This window comes from Gemmatimonadaceae bacterium (assembly GCA_035533015.1).
Classification (GTDB): domain Bacteria; phylum Gemmatimonadota; class Gemmatimonadetes; order Gemmatimonadales; family Gemmatimonadaceae; genus JAGWRI01.
The window spans coordinates 38,427-61,479 of the sequence record DATLUQ010000035.1 but is presented as its reverse complement, the minus strand read 5'-3'; the positions used below and the strand labels follow the sequence as shown (position 1 = coordinate 61,479).

20 protein-coding genes are annotated in these 23,053 nt (G+C 67.8%); 9 read left to right on the top strand and 11 right to left on the bottom strand.

Annotated elements, in window-relative coordinates:
- Positions 1-96: 96 nt before the first annotated feature.
- Together VNF92_07155 and msrA are read left to right on the top strand one after the other, a co-directional pair.
- Positions 97-1,254, top strand: coding sequence for an aminotransferase class I/II-fold pyridoxal phosphate-dependent enzyme (locus VNF92_07155; GenBank protein ID HVA57649.1), 1,158 nt, complete (start codon positions 97-99; stop codon positions 1,252-1,254).
- A 161-nt stretch (positions 1,255-1,415) separates the two neighbouring features.
- Positions 1,416-2,105 carry a peptide-methionine (S)-S-oxide reductase MsrA gene (gene msrA, locus VNF92_07150; GenBank protein HVA57648.1) on the top strand — a complete coding sequence of 230 codons (690 nt, stop codon included), beginning with the start codon at positions 1,416-1,418 and terminating at the stop codon, positions 2,103-2,105.
- 43 nt (positions 2,106-2,148) lie between these two features.
- Here the strand turns inward: msrA and VNF92_07145 are convergent, their stop codons facing one another.
- The 8 genes from VNF92_07145 to VNF92_07110 all read right to left on the bottom strand — a co-directional run bounded on the left by VNF92_07145 (position 2,149) and on the right by VNF92_07110 (position 12,825).
- Positions 2,149-3,072 carry a DUF4340 domain-containing protein gene (locus VNF92_07145; protein ID HVA57647.1) on the bottom strand — a complete coding sequence of 308 codons (924 nt, stop codon included), beginning with the start codon at positions 3,070-3,072 and terminating at the stop codon, positions 2,149-2,151.
- Complete coding sequence (locus tag VNF92_07140; protein ID HVA57646.1) at positions 3,069-5,306, bottom strand: Gldg family protein; 2,238 nt, start codon at positions 5,304-5,306, stop codon at positions 3,069-3,071. The genes VNF92_07145 and VNF92_07140 overlap by 4 nt, the downstream gene beginning before the upstream one ends.
- Positions 5,303-6,271, bottom strand: a complete 969-nt coding sequence (locus VNF92_07135) for an ATP-binding cassette domain-containing protein (protein HVA57645.1) — start codon at positions 6,269-6,271, stop codon at positions 5,303-5,305. Before VNF92_07135 ends, VNF92_07140 begins: the two co-directional genes overlap by 4 nt.
- A gap of 162 nt (positions 6,272-6,433) precedes the next feature.
- The gene (locus tag VNF92_07130; GenBank protein HVA57644.1) at positions 6,434-7,621 is read right to left on the bottom strand and encodes a hypothetical protein; all 1,188 of its coding nucleotides are present in this window, start codon (positions 7,619-7,621) and stop codon (positions 6,434-6,436) included.
- A gap of 62 nt (positions 7,622-7,683) precedes the next feature.
- Complete coding sequence (locus tag VNF92_07125) at positions 7,684-9,495, bottom strand: acyl-CoA dehydrogenase family protein (GenBank protein HVA57643.1); 1,812 nt, start codon at positions 9,493-9,495, stop codon at positions 7,684-7,686.
- A gap of 190 nt (positions 9,496-9,685) precedes the next feature.
- On the bottom strand, positions 9,686-10,927 hold the full coding sequence (locus tag VNF92_07120) for a DUF3300 domain-containing protein (GenBank protein ID HVA57642.1): 1,242 nt from the start codon (positions 10,925-10,927) through the stop codon (positions 9,686-9,688).
- 163 nt (positions 10,928-11,090) lie between these two features.
- A complete protein-coding gene (locus VNF92_07115) occupies positions 11,091-11,861 on the bottom strand; it encodes an ABC transporter permease (protein HVA57641.1) in 771 nt (256 codons plus the stop codon).
- 4 nt (positions 11,862-11,865) lie between these two features.
- Complete coding sequence (locus VNF92_07110; protein HVA57640.1) at positions 11,866-12,825, bottom strand: ATP-binding cassette domain-containing protein; 960 nt, start codon at positions 12,823-12,825, stop codon at positions 11,866-11,868.
- A 142-nt stretch (positions 12,826-12,967) separates the two neighbouring features.
- Here VNF92_07110 and VNF92_07105 point away from each other — a divergent pair, with 142 nt between their 5' ends.
- From VNF92_07105 to VNF92_07095, 3 genes are read left to right on the top strand one after another with little or no spacing between them, the layout of a single operon-like run.
- The gene (locus tag VNF92_07105; protein ID HVA57639.1) at positions 12,968-13,570 is read left to right on the top strand and encodes a flavodoxin domain-containing protein; all 603 of its coding nucleotides are present in this window, start codon (positions 12,968-12,970) and stop codon (positions 13,568-13,570) included.
- Positions 13,571-13,618: 48 nt separating this feature from the next.
- Complete coding sequence (gene zwf / locus VNF92_07100) at positions 13,619-15,046, top strand: glucose-6-phosphate dehydrogenase (protein HVA57638.1); 1,428 nt, start codon at positions 13,619-13,621, stop codon at positions 15,044-15,046.
- Positions 15,043-15,720, top strand: coding sequence for an ROK family protein (locus tag VNF92_07095; protein HVA57637.1), 678 nt, complete (start codon positions 15,043-15,045; stop codon positions 15,718-15,720). Before zwf ends, VNF92_07095 begins: the two co-directional genes overlap by 4 nt.
- Before the next feature lie 35 nt (positions 15,721-15,755).
- Here VNF92_07095 and VNF92_07090 read toward each other — a convergent pair whose 3' ends face one another.
- Positions 15,756-16,373, bottom strand: coding sequence for a hypothetical protein (locus VNF92_07090; protein HVA57636.1), 618 nt, complete (start codon positions 16,371-16,373; stop codon positions 15,756-15,758).
- A gap of 51 nt (positions 16,374-16,424) precedes the next feature.
- Here VNF92_07090 and VNF92_07085 point away from each other — a divergent pair, with 51 nt between their 5' ends.
- Complete coding sequence (locus VNF92_07085) at positions 16,425-17,204, top strand: enoyl-CoA hydratase-related protein (protein ID HVA57635.1); 780 nt, start codon at positions 16,425-16,427, stop codon at positions 17,202-17,204.
- Between the two features lie 67 nt (positions 17,205-17,271).
- On the opposite strand, the gene VNF92_07080 is transcribed toward VNF92_07085, so the two are convergent.
- Positions 17,272-18,051 (bottom strand): transporter, encoded by a 780-nt coding sequence (locus VNF92_07080; protein ID HVA57634.1) that lies wholly within the window; start codon positions 18,049-18,051, stop codon positions 17,272-17,274.
- A gap of 118 nt (positions 18,052-18,169) precedes the next feature.
- Here VNF92_07080 and VNF92_07075 point away from each other — a divergent pair, with 118 nt between their 5' ends.
- The 3 genes from VNF92_07075 to VNF92_07065 all read left to right on the top strand — a co-directional run bounded on the left by VNF92_07075 (position 18,170) and on the right by VNF92_07065 (position 21,290).
- Entirely contained in the window at positions 18,170-19,489 is a 1,320-nt protein-coding gene (locus VNF92_07075; GenBank protein HVA57633.1) for an Nramp family divalent metal transporter, read from the top strand.
- A 77-nt stretch (positions 19,490-19,566) separates the two neighbouring features.
- Entirely contained in the window at positions 19,567-20,541 is a 975-nt protein-coding gene (locus VNF92_07070) for a universal stress protein (GenBank protein HVA57632.1), read from the top strand.
- Entirely contained in the window at positions 20,538-21,290 is a 753-nt protein-coding gene (locus VNF92_07065; GenBank protein ID HVA57631.1) for a metal-dependent transcriptional regulator, read from the top strand. Before VNF92_07070 ends, VNF92_07065 begins: the two co-directional genes overlap by 4 nt.
- 107 nt (positions 21,291-21,397) lie before the next feature.
- Here the strand turns inward: VNF92_07065 and groL are convergent, their stop codons facing one another.
- On the bottom strand, positions 21,398-23,029 hold the full coding sequence (gene groL / locus VNF92_07060) for a chaperonin GroEL (GenBank protein ID HVA57630.1): 1,632 nt from the start codon (positions 23,027-23,029) through the stop codon (positions 21,398-21,400).
- Between the last annotated feature and the right edge of the window lie 24 nt (positions 23,030-23,053).

Below are 23,053 nucleotides of genomic sequence, written 5' to 3'. Positions count from 1 at the left end.
CGGGATCGCAGCTCGCGGCCCACGGCGTTCGGCCCGTGGTTGTGGTCCGCTGCTGCCGGGTTATGTTCTTCGCGGCCACCCTTCCGGAGCCGTCCGATGTCGCTCTCCCGTCGCGCCTTTCTCGCCTCCGTGGGCGCCGGCAGCGCCGGCGTCATGTTGCGGCCCATCATCTCGGCGCGCGGCGCCGAAGCACTCCTCGCGCTCGGCCGCCCCGAACCCGGCGACCCGCCCGCGTGGAGCGTCCCGCCGGCCAGCCTCGTCCGCATCGACAGCAACGAGAATCCAAACGGGCCCGGTGATCGTGTATTCGCCGCCGTACGCGATTCGTTCGGCGTGGCCAACCGCTATCCACGCGGAGAGGAGCGGGCGGCCCTCGATGCGATCGCGGCGGCGCGCGGCGTGAAGGTCGAGAACCTCATGCTGGGCTGCGGCTCCACGGAGATTCTGCGCGTGGCGACGGCGGCGTTCGCCGGACCGGGGCGCGCGCTCGTCCAGGGCTCACCCACGTTCGAGGTCATGGGGCGGTTCGCGCCGACGGTGAACGCGCCGGTTCGCAACGTGCCCGTGGACGCCAAGCTACGGCTCGATCTGGACGCCATGGCGAGCGCCGCCAAGGGCGCCGGCGTGGTGTATCTGTGCAATCCGAACAATCCCACGGCCACGGTGCTCGGGGCGGCCGCCGTGCGGCAGTTCGTGGAGCAGGTGGCGGCCGCCTCGCCCGCCACGGTCGTGCTGATCGACGAGGCGTACCACGAGTACGTGGACGATCCATCGTACGCCACGGCCATCCCGCTGGCGCTCGAGAACCCGAACGTCGTCGTCGCCCGCACCTTCTCCAAGGTGTACGGGATGGCGGGGCTACGCCTCGGATACGCCATCGCCCGGCCGGAAACGCTCAAACGCATGCGCCCCTGGCTGCTCGAGACCAACACCAACCAGCCGGCGCTGGCCGGCGCGACGGTCACGGTGGCCGACACCGGACGGATTGCGGACGAGCAGCGGCTCAACCGCAGCGCGCGCGCGTTCACCCTCGACTTCTTCCGCAACGCCGGCTATGCCACCAGCGATTCGCAGGCCAACTTCGTGATGGTGGACATCCGGCGCGACGTGAAGACCTTCAAGGCCGAATGCCTCAAGCAGGGCGTGTCGCTCGGGCGGCCATTCCCGCCGCTGAACACGCACCTGCGGGTGTCCATCGGGACCATGGCCGAGATGCAGCGGGCGGTCGAGGTGATCCGGGGCGCGCTGGCGTAGACTCGCCAGCGCCTACCCCCTCCTACTCTCCTACCCTGGAACTTTCCCGCTCCTCGCGCATTGATACAGCACGGACCGGCGGCGTTCGTTCCGAGCGCCGCCGCGCCGCCAAGTCGCACCGGAACGCCCCTCGGGGCGCCCGGCACCCCGGGAGCCGTTCCGTGACCAGAACCACGCCCCCCGCCGTACTTCTTGCCGGAGCCTTGATTCTCATGCTCAGCGCCGCTTCCTGCCGCGTGGCCAGCGCCGCCGTCACCATCCCCGATCCCCTCGTCGATGCGCCCCTCACCCCCGCGTCCGGCCAGCGGGTGGCCGTGTTCGCGGGCGGCTGCTTCTGGGGCATCCAGGCGGTGTTCGAGCACGTGAAGGGCGTGATCAGCGCCACCGCGGGCTACACGGGCGGCCACGTGGCGAACCCCGACTACGAGATGGTGAGCAGCGGCACCTCGGGCCACGCCGAGTCGGTAAAGATCGTGTTCGACCCATCCAAGATCACATATGGGCGGCTGCTCCAGGTGTTCTTCGCGGTGGCGCACGATCCCACCGAGCTCGACCGCCAGGGGCCCGACGTCGGCACGCAGTATCGTTCGGCGATCTTCGTCACCAACGCCAACCAGCAACGCATCGCCGACGCGTACATCGCGCAGTTGACGGCGGCCAAGGTGTTTGGCCGGCCGATCGTCACGCAGGTCGCTCCGTTCACGGCGTTCTACGACGCCGAGGCATACCACCAGGATTACGCCCGCAACCACCCGGACAACGCGTACATCGTGATCAACGACGCGCCCAAGGTGGTGAATCTCAAACGGGAGTTGCCTGAGCTCTACAGCGCCACGCCGGCCCGCCCGTGAGCATGCGCCGGGGCCGCGCGCCCGATCGCGCGGCCGGCGGCCGCTAGCGAGCTCTCGGCACGCCCGCCCGGAGCGTGCGTTCGGTGGGAGCGAGGGTGGCCAGCACCCAGTCCCCGACCTGGTAGACCGTGCGGCCGGAATCGGCCCGGGCCCACACGCCGGCCTTCGTGGAATCGAACAGGATGTCGGCCAGCAGCGCTCCCGTCGGCCCGAACACCCGCACCCGCGCCGTCGGGTGGCCGAAATTCGCCGCGGCAGCCTGCGCCGGCGTGGCGAAGGCCTGGGCCGTGAGCGGATTCAGCTGATTGACCAGCCGGGCCGCCACCGCGGAGTCGGCCGTCGCCTGGCCCACCATCCACGCCTTGGGTCCGCGTATGACGGAATACTTATCGCGGCCGTGCTCCACGTCCACCCGCTGCACGCCCTCGCGCGCCAGGGCGACGATCGTCCGGTCGCGCCATTCGTCCAGCTTGTGGCCGAACGATCCCACCAGCGTGCCGTGCATGGCGTACACCGCGTCGCCCGCCGTCGGCCGGACGTACAGCCCGGCGTAGTCGTCGGTCTGGTGCCCCGTCGTCCAATCGAGCACCGTGCGCCCACCGGCCACGATCCGCACCCGTTGCCCGCTATCGGCCGTCACCCCGAGTGAGGCTTCGGCCGCCGGGCTCTGGGCCACGACGATCAGGCGGTTGCTGGTGTCCCGGAGCGCGTACAGCATCTGCCGCACGTTGGTCTTCGCGGCCGGGTACCCGTTCACCATCCACTGGCGGCCGGCTGCGCGCACGAGCAGCGCGGTATCGCCGTGTGCCGTGATCGCCACCGTGTCCACCGTCGCGGTATCGATGGATGGGAAGGCGAGTCGCACGTCGCGGTCGTGCGAGGGACGGCGCGTCAGCACCATCACCCCCCACACACCCAGCAGCACCACCAAGATGATGACCAACCGCAGCAGTTGTTTGGTGCTCATACGGCGCCCTCCCCCGCCGCGCGCAGCGGCCGGTACGGCTCGCGGGTCTTGCGGCGCCGGCGCGCCAGGGTGAACAACCCCGCCACGCCCACCAGCAGCGGCACCACGATCAGGTTCAGATACTTCACGCCGTTCCGCGTGGCATCGCTGGTGAACGCGAGCTTGGGCAGCGCCCGGTTCTTGGACCGGATGGAGATGAGCGCGGCATCCTGCGCCAGCCAGTCTACCGCGTTGAGCACGAAGTCCATGTTCTGCGGCGCATGGGGCACGATCCGGTCGGCCACGATGTTCGAGGTTCCGACCACGATCACGCGGCCGCGCGCCGCGGCGCTGTCCGCCGGCGAGCGCGCCTCCGCCTGCACGCCCAACAGCCGCACGCCCAGACTGTCCTGCGGGAAGTCGCGTCCCGGACTGATCGACGCCGTGCCGGTGAGGATCCCGGCGTCGCGCGTGGTCACGTACAACGGCGTGCGCTCGTACGGCGACTTGGCCGTGGTGTCCACCGTGCTCGCCCACGTCAGCAGGACGTTGTCGATCTGCCGGTTCACCACCGACTGCCCGCTCGTGTGCGCGTCGATGAACAGCGGATATCGCGACAGGACCTGGCCGGCGGGCGACGGCATCGGCACGAGTTCGCTGGACACGAGATCGTACGCCAGATCGGGCACCACCGACACGCCGAATGGCGCGATCACCTGGTTCCACCCCACGGGCCTCGTGTAGGCAACCGGCTCCTGCGTCGATGGATGCATGCCGTTCACCAGGAACAGCGCGCTGCCCCCGCGTTGGAACATCGCCGCAAATCGCGCGCGCACCGGGGGCGGCACCGAATCGGGCCCGCCGATGATCACCGCCGTCTTCACGTCGGCCGCCGGCTGCGTGGTGTCGGCCAGCGTCAGGGCGCGCACGTCGTACGACTTGTCCAGCTGGGTCTTGAGGATCTGGAAGGTCACGCCTGGTCCGGTGGCCATGTCGTACAGCGCGATCGCCGGCTTGGAGGGCCGCGTCAGCGACTGGATGGCGGTGGCCAGTTGGTACTCGAGATCATCGGTCTCGTTCACGTACCCGATGGCCTGCTTGCGGCCCTCGTACTGGATGGCGAGCCCGAAGTACCCCTGCTTGACCTGTAACGAGGAACGACCGACGACGTTGAACTGCACGGGCCGGACGCCAAGCCGCTGGGCATCGTTGGCCGCCGCGGTGTCGGCGCTCGGATCGCGCTCCTCCACCCGGATCTTGCCATGGGCCGCGGACCGCAGATCGCGCAGCAGATCGTCCACGTCGCGCTTGGTGAGCGCCACCTGGGTCGGAAGGGCATCCGACGCGAACTCCTTGATCGTCACGACATCGGGCAACGCGTCCACGATCTGCTTCGTGCCCGATGACAACGTGTACATGTGCCCGGGCGTGAGATCGAGCCGGCCATTGATGTGGCTGCCCATCAGATTCACCACGACCAGCGTGGCCACGGCCAGCGCCACGCCGACCACCAGACGCCGCCGCGCCGCACGGCCGGGCGCCAGCTTTCGTCCCAGCAGCGTACCGTACGCCAGCGCCAGAAAGACGCCGGCGAGCGACAGAAAGTAGATCGCGTCGCGCAGGTCGATCACGCCACGGCCCATGTTCTGGAAGTGCGACAACACTCCCAGGTTGGCCGCGATCGTGCCCAGCGTGGGCGGCAGCCCGACGATCAGCGGATCGAGCCCGAACAGAATGAGCACGAACATCACGGCCACGCCGAGGATGAACGCCGTGATCTGGCTGCGCGCCACACTCGATGCCCACACCCCCACACCCACCAGCCCCAGGGCGAGCAGTGCGGCGCCCACATACTGCGCCACGATCGGCCCCCACTGCAGCGTGGCGCCGAGCGTCAACGCGAACGGAATGGGCAGCGTGAGGGCCAGGCCGATCCACAGAAAAATCACCGCCCCCGCGAACTTCCCGAGGAGCAGCTCGAGTTCGCTCACCGGCTGCGTGAGCACCACTTCAAGGACGCCGCTCCGGTTGTCCTCGGCCAGCGTCCGCATCGCCACCGCCGGCACGAAGAACAGGAACAGCCACGGCAGCAGCTCGAGCATCGGCCTCAGCGTCGCCTCGCCGTCCAGATACGTCTGGCGGAAGTACATGAACGCGTTGCCGGCCAGGAACACGACCAGCAGTACGTAGCCCGTGGGATGATCGAACAGCGCCTTCACTTCGCGGCGGGCAATCGTCCAGATGCGCCCGATCATGTGCCGGACTCCTCGGCCACGCCGGCGGCCGCGTCGGAAACGCCCGTCAACTGACGGAACAGATCTTCCAGACTCCCCGTGTCCTGGTGGAGTTCGTAGAGCGTCCACCCCTCGGTCTTCGCCATCTCGAAGATGCGGGGGCGCAGGTCGGTCTCCGACGATGCCGACACCTGCGCCCGCCACCGGCCGTCGTCCGCGTCCTGCACTTCCACGGTCCGCACGCCGGGCAGCGCCGCCAGCCGCGACTCGGCGTTCGCGCCGCGCGCTTCGACGCCGATCCGGACACCCGCCGTGGCGCGCGTCACGAGTTCGTCCACCGACCCGTCCGCTACCAGCCGCCCCTTGTTGATGATCAGTAGCCGAGAACACGTATGCTGTACTTCGGGCAGCACGTGCGTGGACAACATCACGGTGCGCTCGCGCCCGAGGTGTCCGATCAGATGGCGAATCTCCACGCGTTGATTCGGATCGAGCCCTTCGGTGGGCTCGTCGAGAATCAGCAGGTCCGGACGGTGCAGGATCGCCGCCGCCAGCCCCACCCGCTGCTTGTAGCCCTTGGAGAGCTCGCCGATCGGCCGGTTGAACACCGGCTCGATACCCGTCGACGTCACCGCCTCGTCGGTGGCCCGAGCACGCTCCGCGCCCACCAGCCCGCGCAACCGGCCCACGAAATCGAGGTACTCGGCTACGAGCATCTCGACGTACAGCGGATTGTTCTCGGGCAGAAATCCGATGCGCCGCTTGGCGTCGCGCCCGGCTTCGGCGAGCGGCACGCCGTCCAGGCGAATCTCTCCGGCGTCGGGCTCGAAGATCTGCGTGATCATGCGCATGGTGGTGGACTTGCCGGCCCCGTTGGGCCCCAGAAAGCCGACCACCTGGCCGCGATCTACGGTAAACGATACGTCGTCCACCGCGGTGATTCCGTCAAAGCGCTTGGTGACGCGCTCCAGGGAAAGAAGCGACATGGTATGGGTTCGTGGAAACTGTCAGGAGAAGCTGGCGGCGCGGCATCCTCAGCGGCCGACGGCCCCGCGGGCGACCGGCCAGCAATCGTACTAAAGAAAATAGTCCGCCATGTGTCAATCCGCCCCTGCCGTTAGGATTTCATTAGGACGGCGCGGCGCCGCTCAACGCTTCCTCGCGCGGTCGGCGCGCGCGCTCAACCACTGCCGCCAATCCGAATCGAGTTGGGGCAACGTTCTGGGGCCCGCCGACTGCGCCGCGAGCACCGCATCCACCGGCTTGGCGGCGATCTGCGCGTCGACCAGTTGTCCGAGCGCCGACGCACCTTCGCGTGCCATGAGATAATGGCCGAGTACCGTGGCCTGCACCTCGTAGAGCGCGGCACCGCGCAACGGCTCGGCCGGCCGTGAGCGCGACGGCGATCCGCCGCCGCGCATTCCGCGCTCACCCATGCCGCCGCGCCCCATGTCGCCGCCAAAGCCCTCACGCCCGCCGTACCCACCACCGTATCCTCCGCCGTACCCTCCGCCGTACCCTCCGCCATAGCCGCCACCTTCACCGCCACCTTCACCGCCGCCACCCCGCTCACCACCGCCCTCGTCGCCACGGCCAGCGCGGCCCGCGGCGCCCCGGCGGCCGGCGGCGGTATCAGGGCCGCCCTCGAGACCCGCCATCAGCGGCACCGGCGGCTGCATGCTGAAGAACTCGTCCAACGGATAGACGCGCACGTTGGCGGCCGACAGCGCCGCCACCATCCGGTCCACCGTCGCGCCGGGTGCCACGAGCGCGGGCAACATCGCTTCTGCCCAATCGGGAACGCGCGGATCGTTCACCAGCCCCGTGGAGCCCTGGGCCGGCGGATGACCGGTGAGCGTCGTGGCACGCGCCGAGAGCCAGGCGCGCATCACGCGGTCGGTTGGCGTGTCGTGTTCGCGGGCCGACGGAGCGAACAGCGGAATGTCGACCACGGGCTCCATGGACCCCGCGGGCAGCGGCGGGCCAGACGCGAATGCCATCCCCGCTGCGCTCAGCAGGGTGGGCGCGGCGATGCGATGCACGCTCACCACCACTTTGGCTGGCGGACTGCCGAATAGCTCCGTGTACACTCGGCTCTGCTGCGCCACCGACGAGTCCACATCGGCGATGTCGCGCCTGGAGAACGCCACGATGTCGTACCCCGGTCCGCTCGTCACCCACGTGCTCTCTCCCGCCACCACGCGGGGCGTGGCCCGCACCGCGGCTACGAGGGCCGGGTTCTGATCGGGTGGTCTTGGCCCACCGGACGCACACGCGGCGAGCGCCGCCGCAAGGGCGGCGGCGAACGGCAGACGGATGGAGGACGCACGGAACATGACACACGACCTGGGTCGCGAGACGTCCCTCGTACCCTTGGGCTCGCGCAATGTTCGGCCCCTCACTCGTCGGTGGCGGCCTCCAGCCCCAGCTCCCCCGTTTCCAGACTCCGGGCGGCAATCGCGTCCACACGAGCGTCCTGGTTGCGCCGCAGGCCCCGGATGTTCCGGCGAGCGCGCCGGAAAGCCATGGGCACGAAGATCCGCGCCATGTCCACGTGCGGTCTGGCTCCATCGGTGTCGGGACCGCCTGCCCGTTCGATCTCCCACGTGACGCGCGACAGCACCGCGGTCGCGAAGAAAATGTCGATGGCCGCGTTGGCCATCCGTTCCTGGAGATACTGGCGGTCGAGAACGTTCTTGCCGTGCTTCACGATCACGCTCTCCACACTCAGCGCGAAGTTGTGCACCAGTTCGGCCACCTGATCGGCCTCCTTGGCCAGCGTGGGATGCACTTTGGTGAAGCTCGGCTTCGTGATCTGCCGCTTGGCGCGGTCGGAGAGGTAATGGCTGATCGAACCCAGCGAGTGGAGCGGATCCTTGAACGCTTTGCCCAGCGCTTTGAGCTTCTCACCCGGCTGCTGCAGCCCCATGAGGGCGATCAGCGCCCGCAGGATTTCGTTGGTGCCCTCGAAGATCAGGTTGATGCGCGAATCGCGCACCGCCTGCTCATACGGGAACTCCTTGGAGTAGCCGATGCCGCCGGCAATCTGCATGGCGTCGTTGGCGGCGCGGAAGGCGAGTTCGCTGGCGTACACTTTGCACGCCGCGGTCTCGAGCGAGAAGTCGACGCCGCCGCGGTCCATCATTCCGCCGGCCAGCTGCACCGCCGAGTCGGTGGCGTACGTCTCCACCGCGTTGATGGCGATCTTCTTGCGGATCATCTCGAACGACCCGATGGACTTCCCGAACTGCTGCCGTTCATTGGCGTACTTGATCGCTTCGCGCATGATGCGCCGCGCCCCACGCGCCGAGCCGGCGGCGAGACCCAGGCGTCCGGAGTTGAGCACCTCGAGCGCCACGTGGAAACCCTGCCCCACGGTGCCCAGGCGGTCGTCCACCGGCACCTTCACGTTCTCGAAAAACACGCCGCGCGTGTCGCTCGCCTTGATGCCCATCTTCTGTTCGAGCTTGCCCAGCCGGACGCCCGGCGCGTGCGCGTCCACGACGAACGCCGTCACGCGCTGCTTCTGCTTGCCGTCGATCTCGACGGCCACCTTGGCGAACACGGTGAAGATGTCGGCGTAGCCGGCATTCGAGATCCACATCTTCTGGCCGTTGAGCAGGTAGTGCGACCCATCGGCACTCAACACGGCAGTGGTCTTCATGGCCTGCGCATCGGAGCCAGAGCCCGGTTCGGTGAGACAGAAGCCGGCCACCCATTCGCCGCTCGCGCATCTGGGCAGGTATTTCTGCTTCTGCGCCTCGGTGCCGAACAACACGATCCCCTTGCATCCGATGGACTGGTGCGCACCGAAGTACACCGTGAGCGCGGGGTCGGTGCCGCCGATCTCTCCGAAAACCCGGTTGTGCACCTTGGCGCTGGCGCCGAAGCCGCCGTAGGCCTCGGGAATGCTCAGCCCCATCAGTCCGAGCTCGTGCAACCCCTCGAGCATCTCGTCGGGGAAGTGACTGTCGTGGTCGAATTTTGCAGAATCGATATGATCGGCCGCGAACGCCCGGAAGGTGCCGAGGATCGCGTCCAGCGATTCCTTTTCTTCGGCGCTCAGCGCCGGGAACGGAAAGACGAGGTCTTCGTGGATCTCGCCGAGGAACACGCCGCGCGTGAACGACGGATTGACGTCGGGCGCGGCGAGATGAGGCTGGGCGGCTTTGCCGGACGGGCCGGCAGCCGGTGCCGAGGTGGCAGTCATGCGTGAATCCCCCCGAGAATGGCCGACCATCGAACTCCCCTGCGAAATGTAGCATTGCCCGACGGCAGCATCGGGCGCAATCGGTGAATCCTTGAACGCCCGTCGGGCCCCGAACGCAGTGCCGAGCGCACGACGGGCGCCCGGTGTCCCGAGCGCCCGTCGTGATCCCACTCAACCGCGAACGCCGCGATCAGTGGCCGTGGCCGCCGCGATGCGCGGTACGGCCGCCACCGGACGGCGCAGGCCCTGGCCGCCCGCGAGGAGCCGCAGATGGGGCGTGCGCTGCACGCCGTGGCTGCACCATCGGCCGCTGCGAGTACCCGCCGTACGAGCGCGGCTGGACCACCGCCGGCCGTGAATTGCCGCCGTACGGACGCGGCCGCACCATCGGCGGTTGGGCGTACCGGTACGACCGCGGCTGCACCGCCGGCGCCTGGTAATAGCCGTCGGACCGGCGGGCCGTCCGTCCCTGATTGGGCGGCTGGGTGTACACCGACACCCGCCCCGGGGCCGGCGCGCGGGTCACGAGACCGCGCTGACGGCCGTCGGCGCCCGCCATCTGACCTTCACGGTAGCCCATGCCCTTGACCAGCACGCCGTGGCTGACCGGCACCGCATACCGGCCGGCGTCGCGCCCACGGCCATCGCCGTAGCGCACGTGGCCATATCCGGGGTTCACGTACACACCCGTGAGCCGCACGTACGGGCGCGACCGCGCGATCCACCCGCCACCCCGCCAGCCCGTGTACACGATCCGCCGCGCCGGCCAATCCCAGTCGTACATCAGCCAGGCGCCGATCGGATAGCCGATGCCGAAGCTGAAGAAGGAATTGAACCCGGCGCTCAGATACATCGGGCGGTAGAACACCACCGCCGGATCGTATACAGGAACATATATAACCGACGGCTGGGCCGGCCAGATGCTGATGTTGCCGTCGTTGGTCACCACCTGCTGCTGCGGCGTGTTCTGCAGGTTCCCCTCCTGCTGGGCCAACCCGCGCATGTACTGCACGGCTTGCATCACGTCGCTGGACTGCCCGGCGTACGCCTGTCCGAGCGCCGACGTCCAATCGATCTTCTGGTCCATCATGTTGAGAATCGTGGGATAGTGCGCCACGGCCTTCACGCTCACGTCCCAGTACTGATCGTCGATTCCGTCGGTCCCGTTGGCGCGTACGTACTGCGCCGCCTCCTGGATCTGCTCGGGAAACGTGGCCGCGAGCAACACCTGAGCGAGCAACGGATCGGCGTACAGCGCCACCGGGGCCACCAGATTGTCCAACTGGTCGGCGCTCAGCGGCTGGTAGGAAGCCGGCATGGGCGCGAGCGTCGGATCCTGCGCCGCGGCAGTCGCCACCGGCGCCATGATCAGACTGAACGCCAGAGCCGACGCCGTGCCGAGCGACACTGCAGCAGACAAGATTTTCTTCATACGCACCTCCTCCTCTCCTGGAACCCTACGCTATTGGGACCGGTGTGTCCAGCCCGGTTACGTGTTTGTATACACCGGCGCAAACGAAGGTTGCACCGTCATTTACGCGACAGGTAGGCAGGTCGCAAAACGGGCAATTTCGGCACTTAACCGCTCGTCCACGCTAGACCTTCATCCGCTCGAACGCGTAGGTGCCGGCCGCGATCACGAGCACGGTGAACGCCGCCATCACGCCCAGATCCAATGCCACGGGAAAGTGCGACGTGTCGAGCAGCACGCCGCGCAGCGCGTCCACGCCGTAGGTGAGCGGGTCGAGCAGCGTGAACGGCGCAAGCCACACCGGCAGCTTGTCGATGGGAAAGAGTGCGCCCGAGAGAAAGAACAGCGGAAACACCACGAAGCTCGACACGAGCTGGAATCCCTCGGGACTCTCCATCATCGAGCCGATGATCAGCCCCACACTCACGAATGCCACAGTGGTCATCGCGAGCACCAGCAGCGCCAGCAGCAGGCGGACGGCATCCATGTGGAGCCCCGTGATCGCGCCCGACCCGCTCAGCACGAGCCCCAGCACGAGCAGGATCACCACCTGGATCATCGAGTCGGTGGCGCCCCCCACCACCTTGCCCACGAAGATCGCCGAGCGCGACACGGGGGCCACGAGCACTTCCTTGAGGAAGTCCACCTTGCGGTCCCACACGATGTACACGCCGAAGAAGATGGACGAGAACAGGACCGACTGGGCGAGAATGCCCGGATAGATGAACGCCTCGTAGTTGGTGCCCGGAATGGACACGCTGCTCCCCAGCCCGCCGCCGAAGATGAACAGCCACAGCACCGGCGTGACGATCGATGCCACGATGCGCGACTTCTCGCGCAGGAAGACCTTGTATTCCCGGTACCAGATGGCGAGCACCCCATGGATGTCGTTCATCGCGTCACCGGTGGTGCATCATGCGTTCGGCCCACCCACCTTCGGCCGATCCCTCGCGAATGGCGCGGCCCGTGAAGTGCAGGAACACGTCGTCGAGCGTGGGGGACCGCACCTCCACCGCATCCACGGACCCGGCCGCCCGCAGCAGTTCGGGGAGGTGCGCGCTGGCGTCGGTGACCGTGAGCATGAGATCGTGGTCCCGAGCCTCGACCTTCTGCACGAAGGCCAGCCGTTCCAGCGCGGCGACGTCGGGGGCGGTCACGCGCATCTTCACGACGTCACCGCCGATCACGCGCTTGAGGTTGGCCGGCGTATCCAGCGCGCGGATGCGTCCCTCGTCCATGATCGCCATGCGGTGGCACAGGCGATCGACCTCTTCCATATAGTGGGTGGTGATGATCACCGTGATGCGCTTGGTGCGTGACAGGTTCTCGATGTACTGCCACAGCTTGTCGCGCGACTGAGGGTCGAGGCCCAGCGTCGGCTCGTCGAGAAACAACACCTTGGGGTCGTGCATCAGGCCGCGCGCCAATTCCAGACGGCGGCGCATGCCGCCCGAGTACTTCTTCACCAGGTCGTCCTTGCGCGCCGTGAGTTCCACCAATTCCAGCACTTCGCCAATGCGTCGCTCGCGCAGGGCCGGCGGCATGTGGTACAGCATGCCGTGCACCTTGAGATTCTCGTAGCCGGTGAGGATGTCGTCGGAACTCGGGTCCTGGAACACGATGCCGATCGACCGCCGCACCCGCCCCGGCTCGCGCACGATATCGTGCCCGTTGATCGTCGCCGTGCCCGCCGTAGGGCGGAGCAGCGTCGTGAGCATGAGCAGGGTGGTCGTCTTGCCGGCGCCGTTGGGACCGAGGAGGCCGAAGATCTCGCCCTCGTTCACGGCGAGTTCGAGATCGTCCACCGCCACGAGCGACTCGTAGCGCTTGGTGAGGTGTTGGGTCTCGATGATCGGCATAGGCCTCGGTCGGTCCGACATGAATGTACCGCCGTGATTCCTCTCCCGCGTGAGGGAACCCGCCACAGCGATTCCGGAAGTTCACCGCACCCACCGCTCCCGCCCCTCCCGGTATCCTGCAGTCGAGCCCTCTGGAGGACGCATGACCATGCGACACATTCTCATCGTCTACGGCACCCGCTATGGACAGACGGCCCGCGTGGCGGGCCGCATCCGCAACACGCTCACCGAGCGCGGCCACGTGGTCACGGTCCGCCAGGGTGACGAGTTGACGCCCGACGTGCGGGTGGGGGAATTCGACGGCGTGCTCGTGGGCGCGTCGATGATCAGGCACGGCTATCAGCCGTACATCGCGGCCTTCGCGAAGCGGCACGCCGCGGCGCTCAACGCGAACCCGAGCGCGTTCTTCGCCGTGAGCGGCTCGGCGGGGAGCACCAATCCCCTCGAGCGCGCCGAGGCGCGGCGGCTGGCCGAGGAGTTCTGCAAGGCGGCCGGATGGCGGCCGGCCATCGTTGAACCGGTTGCCGGCGCCATCGCCTACACGAAGTACAACGTCCTGCTGCGGTGGGTCATGAAGCGCATCAGCGCAAAGGAAGGCGGATCCACCGACACGACCCGCGATCACGAGTACACCGATTGGGTGCAGGTCGATCGCTTCGCCATGCGGTTCGAGGAAGCGGTGGAGGCCCACGCCGCCACGGGCGACGCGCGCGGCGCACTCGCATTCTCGGGGAACACCGCATAGGATGTCCGGATGCCCTCACGCATGACGGACACGCAAAAAGATTCCTCAATGCCCAGCGCGCCCGACGACCACACGCCGTCGGACGCGCTGGTCTGTTTCGGCATCACCGGAGACCTGGCGCACAAGCAGATCTTCCCTGCGCTGTACGCGATGGTCAAGCGCAACGCGCTGCGCGTGCCGGTGATCGGCGTCGCATTCTCGCATTGGAATCTCGACCAACTGCGCGCGCGCGCCCGCGACAGCATCACCACGTACGGCGGCATCGACGACCAGGCGGCGTTCGACCGGCTGCTCGGCCTGCTCCGCTACGTGGACGGCGACTACGCCGACCCGGCCACCTTCCGGGCGCTGAAAAAGGCGCTCGGCGGTGCCGCCCACCCGGCGCACTACCTCGCCATTCCGCCCATTCTGTTCGAAACGGTCATCGAGGCGCTCGGCGCATCGGGCCTGGCCGCCGGCGCCCGCGTAATCGTCGAGAAGCCGTTCGGGCGCGACCTGGCCTCGGCTCGCGAGTTGAACCGCGTGGCCCACGCCGTGTTCCCCGAGGCGGCGATCTTCCGCATCGATCACTTCCTGGGCAAAGAGGCCATCGAGAACATCCTGTACTTCCGGTTCGCCAACTCCTTTCTCGAACCCATCTGGAATCGCCAGCACGTGGCCAACGTGCAGATCACGCTGGCCGAGGACTTCGGCGTGCAGGGGCGCGGTGCGTTCTACGAGACTGCCGGGTGCCTGCGCGACGTGATCGAGAACCATCTCTTCCAGGTGGTGGCGCTGCTCGCCATGGAGCCGCCGGCCACCGGCGGGTTCGAGGCCCTGCGCGACGAGAAAGCCAAGGTGTTCCGGTCCATGCGCCAGCTCCAGCCTTCAGACGTGGTGCGCGGCCAGTTCGTGGGCTATCGCGACGAGCCGGGCGTGGCCAAGCAGTCGGACGTCGAGACGTTCTGCGCCCTGCGCCTGACCATCGACTCCTGGCGCTGGGCCGGCGTGCCCTGGTATTTGCGTTCTGGTAAGTGCCTGGCCGAGACCGCGGCCGAGGTGCGCGTGGAACTGAAGGCGCCGCCGCAGAAGCTGTTCGCCGACTCGGCGCAGGCCCCGGGCCATACGAACTACGTGCGCTTCCGGCTCTCCCCCGGCCCCGCCGTGGCGCTGGCGGCGCGCGTCAAGCGCGTGGGCGAGGCGTTCGTGGGCGACCAGCGTGAACTCTACCTGCTCGATGCGCAGGCCGACGCGCGGGCGCCGTACGACCGGTTGCTCGGCGACGCCCTCGTGGGCAACGCCGCGCTGTTCGCGCGCGAGGATTCCGTGGAGGCCGCGTGGGCCGTGGTCGACCCCGTGCTCGAGACGCACGGGCCGGCGCTGCCGTACGCGCCGGGCACGTGGGGCCCCGCGCAGGCCGACGAACTCGTGGCTGCCGACGGTGGGTGGCACGCGCCGGTGCTCGCGACCACGGGCGGGGCGGAACCGGCCGAATGACGGTCAGACGGCCGGCCGGCCGGCGCGTGCTGGCGATCGACGTGGGCGGCACGCACGTCAAGATGCTCGTCAAGGGCGCGGGCGCGCGTCGCAAGTTCGACTCGGGTCCCGAGATGACCGCCGCACGGATGGTGCGCGGCGTCAAGCAGGCCGCGCGCGGGTGGACGTACGACTGCGTCGCGATGGGCTATCCTGGTCCCGTGGTGAGCGGGCGGCCGCTCCACGAACCCGCGAACCTGGGCGGCGGGTGGGTGCGGTTCGATTTCTCCAAGGCGTTCGGCTGCCCGGTGAAGATCATGAACGACGCAGCCATGCAGGCGCTGGGCAGCTACCGCGGCGGGCGCATGCTCTTTCTCGGGCTCGGCACCGGGCTGGGATCGGCGATGGTCGTGGACGGCATCGTCGAGCCGATGGAACTGGCGCACCTGCCGTACGACAACGGCAAGACGTACGAGGATTATCTGGGCAAACGGGGGCTCGAGGACCTGGGCAAGAAGAAGTGGCGGAAGCGCGTGGCCGACGTGGTCGAGAAACTCAGCGCCGCCCTGGAACCTGACGACATCGTGATCGGCGGCGGCAACGCGGCCAAGCTGAAGACCCTGCCCGAGGGCACGCGCCGCGGGAGCAATGCCAACGCGTTCCGGGGCGGCTTCAGAATGTGGGCAGGGACGTGATCGAGGCATGAGCGGGCGCGCGCCGGCGCCGCCATTCAGACCTGCCGGATGTCACACCACATGTCCGACGCCACATCCAGCCGCACCCGCGCCCGGCCGCCACGCCGCGTGATGCGTAGGTCGCCAACGCGTTCGTATCCGCTCTTGGCCACGCCGTGCAGGGAATTGAAGTTCACGGCGTCCACGTATCCGAACAGCCGCCGCACGCCCTCCGCCGCGGTGGCCTCGAGCAGGCGCAGGTGCCGCAGGGCCTGGAATCCGAAGCCGCGGTACTGCGGGTTCGTCCAAGCCTTGTAGTTGTAGATGGTGTCGTCGGGAAGGCGGATGTAGAAGCCGTCGGCGATGTACACCAGGGACGAGCCGGCAATCCATGCGTAGCCCACGAGCGTGCTGCCGTCCAGTTGGAGCAGGCAGCGATCGCCCTTGCGAGCCGCGAGTAAGTCATTGTCCGACAAGGTCGTATCTGGTCTCGACCGGATGGCGCACAGTTCATCCGGGGTGGCGAAACGCATGTCGTGCGTAGCGGCGGCGCCCACCGCATCCGGATTGGGACGCGGCGTACTGAGGGCAAACAAGTAGATGCGCCGGCTGTAGGGCCGCAGGCGGCGGTCCACGCTGTCCAGCACTCCCCGCCAGCCTGCCTGGCGACGCACACCCAGGACAGTGTTAACTTTTCTTAGTGGGTTCATCGGGAGGCCGCCCGCATGGAATACATCCAGCTCGAATGCTCATCCGGCGTCTTGCGCATCACCCTCAACCGCCCAGAAAAACTTAACGCTTTCTTTGCGAACATGCGCGAGGACATCGGCCACGCCCTGCGCGAGGCCGGTCAGGATCCTTCCATTCGAGTCGTGGTGATCACCGGAGCCGGTCGTGCGTTCTGTGCCGGGGGTGACGTGGCCTACATGCACGAACTACGGACCACGGGTCACCTGGCCGACTTTTCGCGCATCCTCGACGCGGCGAATTCGGTGGTACGAGAGATCTGGCACTCTCCCAAGCTCGTCATTGCCGCGGTCAATGGGGTGGCCGCCGGCGGCGGCGCCAATCTGGCGCTCGCCTGCGACATCCGCATCGGCAGCACCAAAAGTGCATTCATCCAGAGCTTCGCGCGCATCGGGCTGGGCCCCGACTGGGGCGGTAGTGTGACGCTGCCCCGCATCGTAGGGGTGGACCGCGCCCGCGAGCTGCTGCTCACCGCTCGCCGGGTGGAGGCCGCCGAGGCACTGCGCCTGGGGCTGCTGCACCATCTCGTTGAGCCAGATCAATTTACGGAATTCGTGAATGCCATGGCCGCCGACCTGGCACGAACGTCTCCGGCGGCGGTGCAGGCGATCAAGGCGTCCGTGGGTCGCGCTTCACTCGCCGAGTTGGATTCCGCGCTCGAGTTCGAGCGCAGTGCCCAAATCCGGTGCTTCCTGTCCGACGACGCCGCGACCGCATTCGAGGCATTCGCAGATCGACAGGCGGTTGCGGCACACTGATGCTTAATTCAGGTGCGGCTATGAGACGCACCGAAGGGAGGCGCCGTGTCTCGGAAGCCGCCATCGGCTACCAGAGCCGCCCGACGTTCCAGGTGAGGCCGGCGTAGACGGCGGGCGGCTGGGCGCCAGCCACGTGAGCGATGAAGCCGGCGTCGGCCACGAACCACGGGTGCACGGCGTACGTGGGGCCGGCAAGAAAGCCCACCGACGCCGGCCCTCCGAATCCCGGATAGCCGTACAGCTCGGCGGCGAACGCTAACGGCCCCGCCACGGTCGTGCCCGTAGAAACGGTCCACAACATCGCATTCGCCAAGTCGCCGCGCGCGCTCCGCCTGGTGTACCCGACGTTGATGTCCAGCGACACCGGTCCGATGACGTGACTTGAAATGGCGAGCAACGATGCATCGGTGGTCCCGGTGCCGGTGCCGCGCAGCGCGGACCCGGTGGGCGCCTTCAGCGACGGCTGCAACGCGAAGTCGCCGACGATCGGAGCGTCGTCGAGCAGGCGCCACTTGACCGCGATCGCGGCATCGCCGAGTCCCAGCGCCTGCGCGCTCGAGGGACGCGCGGTGGTGACCGCGAGATCCAACTGCACGTGCGACGCCACGCCGAATTTGAGCAGGGTCGGCGTGGCGAGCGATGCGACGCCGGGGCCCACCCGGTCCCGCTCGATCCCCGATTCGATCTCGAACCACCCCGGCGCCACCGTTCCGGCATGCGTCGCCACGGTGGGCCGCTCGGGTTGCGCGTCGTGTGGCGAGGGCACGTCCTGGGCGCCGAGCGCGGCCGCCCCTGCCAGCCCGCAGATGGCCGCCCCCACGAAGATCCCTCCCTTACGCCGGCCCATGATCGTGCCTTCCTCGCCTTTTAAGGGCACACACCGATTGTGTTTTAGGAATGCCTACATTAATTATTGGTCGCGGCTGTATCAACGGCAACTGCATCGTCCCGCTGGAGGCGGCCGAGTGGCTCGATCCTACACAACCCGTGACGCCCCCGCGCCGCCGCACCCCAAAGTGCAACTGGCGGCGCGCGACGCCATCGAAGGGCGGTCCCGAGGTCTCAAGGCGATCCTGCCCTTCATCGGCCCGGCGTTCATCGCCTGCATCGCCTACATCGACCCCGGAAACTTCGCCACCAACATCCAGGGCGGCGCGAAATTCGGATACGCCCTGCTCTGGGTCATTCTGCTGGCCAACCTCATGGCCATGCTCATTCAGGGACTGGCCGCCAAACTCGGCATCGCCACCGGCATGAACCTCGCCGAGGTGAGCCGGGCCCGCTTCCCCCAGTGGGTGAGCTACGTCCTCTGGATCACGCAGGAGGTCACGGCGATGGCCACCGACCTGGCCGAGGTGCTCGGCGCCGCGATCGGCATCACCCTGCTCACCGGCCTGCCGATGCTCGCGTCCGCGGTGATCACCGGGATGACCGTGTTCATCATCCTGGCCCTGCAGGGCAGCGGGTTCCGCCAACTCGAAGTGTTCATCGGCGGGTGCGCAGCCGTGATCGCGCTCTGCTACGTGATCGAGACCATCCTGGCCAAGCCCGACTGGGGACAGGTCTTCTACCATACCGTGGTGCCGAGCCTGCCGGGGAGCGACGCGATCCTGCTGTCGGTGGGGATCATCGGCGCCACCGTCATGCCGCACGTGATCTACCTGCACTCCGACCTCACGCGCGGGCGTATCGTGCCCACCAGCGATGAAGAAGCCCGACGGATCGTCAACTTCAACAAGATCGACGTCATCGTGGCCATGAGCCTGGCCGGCGTGGTCAACATGGCCATGCTGTTCATGGCGGCCAAGGTGTTCCATTTTACCGGGCACAGCGACATCGCCGACATCAATTCGGCGTACAGGACCCTGACCCCGCTGCTCGGCGGCGCCGCGGCACTCGTGTTCGGCATCTCGCTCATTGCCTCGGGAGTCTCCAGTTCGCATGTTGGCACCATGGCCGGCCAGGTGGTGATGCAGGGGTTCGTGGACTTTCGAATTCCCATCTGGCTGCGGCGTCTCGCCACGCTCGTTCCGGCGCTGGTGGCCATCTACCTGGGATTCGACCCCACGCGAACCCTGGTGCTCAGTCAGGTGGTGCTCAGCTTCACGCTCCCCATCCCGGTGATCACGCTGATCATGTTCACGCGCAACCGCGCCATCATGGGCAAACTCGTCAATCACCCAGCGGTTACGACGCTCGCAATGCTCTGCGCCGCGGTCATCCTGCTCTTGAACGTCGTCCTGCTCTACCAGACTTTTGGTGGGCACCTTCCGAACTTCGGCTGACCGGTCGTTTCACAGGCAATGAGGAGATGGTGACCATGTCCCCAGCGGACCGCCCGAACCGACCGCGGCAGACTCCCGTGTCGACCACCGCCGCACGCACGGACCGGATCCTCGTTCCGCTGGACGGATCGCGTCTGGCCGAAACGGCAATTCCGATCGCCGCCCGGCTCGCCGAAGCGTGCGGCGCCGCCATCACCCTGCTCCACGTGATCGAGAAGGCGGCGCCGTCCAGCATTCACGGGGAGCCGCATCTGGCCAAGGGCGCGGAAGCCGATGCGTATCTGGAACGGCTGGCGAAACGGCTCGCATCGGGCGGTCGAACCGTGGACTACCACGTGCACGAGGTCCCGGTGGGCGACGTGGCGCGGAGCATTGCCGGCCACGCCGACGAGCAGGCGAGTGATGTCGTCGTGATGAGCACGCACGGAGCGGGAGACCTCCGGCGGGGGCTCTGGGGCTCCAACGCCCAGCGTGTGCTGCAGATCTGCCGCCGCCCGGTGCTGCTCGTTCGCACCGAACGGGTTCCGCCGGTTCCCCCGCCGTTCGAGCCGGCGACCATCATGGTGCCGCTCGACGGCACCGTGGCGGCCGAAGCGGCGCTACCGCTGGCGGCCAAGCTGGCGCGTGCGTTGGGCGCGCAACTGCGGCTCGTGATGGTGGTGCCGACGCTCGAAACCGTGGCCGGAGACCACCAGCCCCGGGCCACGTTTCTTCCCGGCACGACCCGCGTACTCCTGGACGTGCAGCAGGAGCAGGCAACCGCCTACCTGGAAGATCTCGCGCAGTCGCTGCGCGAGGCGGGTGTGTCGAGCGTGGCCGAAGTCCGGCGCGGCGCGCCGGTGGCAGAGCTGGCTGCCGACGCCGCCGAGCACGCCGACGGCCTTGTGGTGGCGGCCACTCACGGGCGGGCGGGGCTGCAGGCGATCTGGTCCACGAGCGTCGCGACCCGGCTGCTCAAGCGTACGAACGCGCCGATTCTGCTCGTGCCGATCGTCGAGCCGGCGTCCAGCCCGGGCGCCGCCGCACGCCCGGCGCCCGAGGCTCTCTCGTGAGTGCCGCGCGTGCCCGGCGCAGTACGCCGGCCCCCCGCCCGCCCGAGCTGCCCCGCGCGCGGGGCGCCGACGCGGTGGCCGACGCCGACGTCACCGGTCCCGTGGAAGACTATCTCAAAGCCATATACGAATTGGCGCGCGGCGGAGTGGCCGTGGCCACCACGGCGCTCGCGGCGCAGTTGAACGTGGCGCCGCCGTCGGTGACGGGCATGGTGCGGCGGCTCGCCGACCAGGGGCTGCTGACCCACGAACGGTATCACGGGGTTCGCCTCACGCCACAGGGCCGGCTCGTGGCGCTCCGCACGCTCAGGCGGCATCGGGTGATCGAGGCATATCTGGCCGAGGCGCTGGGCTACAGCTGGGACGAGGTCCACGACGAAGCGGAGCGGCTGGAGCACGCGGCCTCGGACGACCTGGTCGACCGCATGGCGGCGGCGATCGGCGAGCCGAGCGTCGATCCGCACGGCGCGCCCATTCCAAGCCGCGACGGCGCGGTGGAGGAGGAGGAGCGGCTGTGCACACTCGGCGACGTCAAGGTCGGTGCGACGGCGGAGGTCATGCGCATCTCAGATGACGACCCCGATCTTCTGCGCTATCTCACCGACCTCGAGATCAAGCGGGGGAGCACCGTGCGGGTGGTGGAGCGCGCGCCGTTCGGCGGTCCCATCACCCTGAAGGTGGGGGGCAGCATTCGCGCCATCGGACCGGCGCTGGCCGAGCGGCTGTTCGTGCGACTGCGGCGGAGATGACGCGACCCACGTGCTGCGTCCAGCATGCGAGACGCGGGGCGGAGCCGCTTTCGCCGCCCCGCCCCGCGTTTTCACTCTCCACTCTCGACTGAAGACCGGAAGCTGTTCTAGTACATCCCGCCCATGCCGCCGCCGGCTGCGGGCGCCGATGGCCGGTCTTCCTTCTTGTCCACGATCAGGGCTTCGGTCGTCAGGAGCAGCGCGGCAATGGAGGCCGCGTTCTGGAGCGCCGTCCGCGTGACCTTCGTCGGATCGATCACACCGGCCTGCACCAGATTCTCGTAGGTGTCGGTCAGGGCGTTGTAGCCGAATGCGTCCTCCTTGGACGCCCGCACCTTCTCCACCACGATCGACCCTTCACCGCCCGCGTTCTGAACGATCATGCGAATCGGTTCCTCGATCGCGCGCCGGATGATGTCGACCCCGATCTGCTCGTCGGGCTCGTGCAGCTTGAGGTGGGCGAGCCCGCGTTGCGCGCGGATGAGCGCCACGCCGCCGCCCGGCACGATCCCCTCTTCCACCGCCGCGCGGGTGGCGTGCAGCGCGTCCTCGACGCGCGCCTTCTTCTCCTTCATCTCGCTCTCCGTCGCGGCACCGACGTTGATCACCGCCACGCCGCCCGCGAGCTTGGCCTTGCGCTCCTGGAGCTTCTCCTTGTCGTAGTCGCTGGTCGACTTCTCGATCGCGACTTCGAGTTCCTTGAGGCGGCCCTTGATCTTTTCCGAGTCGCCGGCACCGTCGATGATCGTCGTGTTGTCCTTGTCGATCACGATGCGTTTGGCGCGGCCCAGGTCGGACACCGTCGCGTTCTCCAACTTGAAGCCGACTTCCTCACTGATCACCTTGCCGTCGGTCAGGACCGCGATGTCCTCGAGCGTCGCCTTGCGGCGGTCGCCGAACCCCGGCGCCTTGACGGCCGCGATCTTGAGCGTGCCGCGCAGCTTGTTCACGACCACCGTCGCCAGCGCTTCGCCTTCGAGATCCTCGGCGATCACGAGCAGCGGCTTCCCCGACTGTGCGACCTTCTCGAGGATCGGGAGCAGTTCCTTCATCGACGACACTTTCTTGTCGTGGATGAGGATGAACGCATCCTCGAGCACCGCTTCCATCTTCTCCGCGTCGGTCACGAAATACGGCGACAGGTAGCCGCGGTCGAACTGCATGCCCTCGACCGTCTCCAGGGTCGTCTCGAGGCCCTTGGCCTCCTCCACCGTGATGACGCCGTCCTTGCCCACCTTCTCCATCGCCTCGGCGATCAGGTTGCCGATCTCCTTGTCGCTGTTGGCGGAGATGGTGCCTACCTGGGCGATCTCCTTCTTGCCCGATGTGGGCACCGAGATCTTCTTCAGTTCCTCGACCACCGCCGCGACGGCCTTCTCGATCCCGCGCTTGATCGCCATCGGATTCGCGCCCGCCGTGACGTTCTTGAGTCCTTCACGGAAGATCGCCTGTGCAAGGACCGTTGCCGTCGTGGTGCCGTCGCCCGCGATGTCCGAGGTCTTGGTCGCGACTTCCTTCACCATCTGCGCGCCCATGTTCTCCACGGGATCCGAGAGTTCGACTTCCTTGGCCACCGTCACCCCGTCCTTGGTGATCGTGGGGGCTCCGAATTTCTTGTCGATCACGACGTTCCGGCCGCGGGGACCGAGCGTGACCTTCACCGCTTCGGCGAGCTGGTCAACGCCGCGCTTGAGCGCCGCGCGCGCCTCGACGTCGAAGTACAGTTGTTTGGCTGTCATTATATGATTCCTTCAATGGAAAGA

What these genes read in the sequence shown, in the direction of transcription:
- VNF92_07130 (HVA57644.1), bottom strand. Translation starts at nt 7,621, where the DNA reads ATGTTCCGTGCGTCCTCCATCCGTCTGCCGTTCGCCGCCGCCCTTGCG.
- VNF92_07120 (HVA57642.1), bottom strand. Translation starts at nt 10,927, where the DNA reads ATGAAGAAAATCTTGTCTGCTGCAGTGTCGCTCGGCACGGCGTCGGCT.
- VNF92_07125 (HVA57643.1), bottom strand. Translation starts at nt 9,495, where the DNA reads ATGACTGCCACCTCGGCACCGGCTGCCGGCCCGTCCGGCAAAGCCGCC.
- VNF92_07105 (HVA57639.1), top strand. Translation starts at nt 12,968, where the DNA reads ATGACCATGCGACACATTCTCATCGTCTACGGCACCCGCTATGGACAG.
- groL (HVA57630.1), bottom strand. Translation starts at nt 23,029, where the DNA reads ATGACAGCCAAACAACTGTACTTCGACGTCGAGGCGCGCGCGGCGCTC.
- zwf (HVA57638.1), top strand. Translation starts at nt 13,619, where the DNA reads ATGCCCAGCGCGCCCGACGACCACACGCCGTCGGACGCGCTGGTCTGT.
- VNF92_07140 (HVA57646.1), bottom strand. Translation starts at nt 5,306, where the DNA reads ATGATCGGGCGCATCTGGACGATTGCCCGCCGCGAAGTGAAGGCGCTG.
- VNF92_07115 (HVA57641.1), bottom strand. Translation starts at nt 11,861, where the DNA reads ATGAACGACATCCATGGGGTGCTCGCCATCTGGTACCGGGAATACAAG.
- VNF92_07155 (HVA57649.1), top strand. Translation starts at nt 97, where the DNA reads ATGTCGCTCTCCCGTCGCGCCTTTCTCGCCTCCGTGGGCGCCGGCAGC.
- VNF92_07085 (HVA57635.1), top strand. Translation starts at nt 16,425, where the DNA reads ATGGAATACATCCAGCTCGAATGCTCATCCGGCGTCTTGCGCATCACC.
- VNF92_07080 (HVA57634.1), bottom strand. Translation starts at nt 18,051, where the DNA reads ATGGGCCGGCGTAAGGGAGGGATCTTCGTGGGGGCGGCCATCTGCGGG.
- VNF92_07110 (HVA57640.1), bottom strand. Translation starts at nt 12,825, where the DNA reads ATGCCGATCATCGAGACCCAACACCTCACCAAGCGCTACGAGTCGCTC.
- VNF92_07145 (HVA57647.1), bottom strand. Translation starts at nt 3,072, where the DNA reads ATGAGCACCAAACAACTGCTGCGGTTGGTCATCATCTTGGTGGTGCTG.
- VNF92_07135 (HVA57645.1), bottom strand. Translation starts at nt 6,271, where the DNA reads ATGTCGCTTCTTTCCCTGGAGCGCGTCACCAAGCGCTTTGACGGAATC.
- VNF92_07095 (HVA57637.1), top strand. Translation starts at nt 15,043, where the DNA reads ATGACGGTCAGACGGCCGGCCGGCCGGCGCGTGCTGGCGATCGACGTG.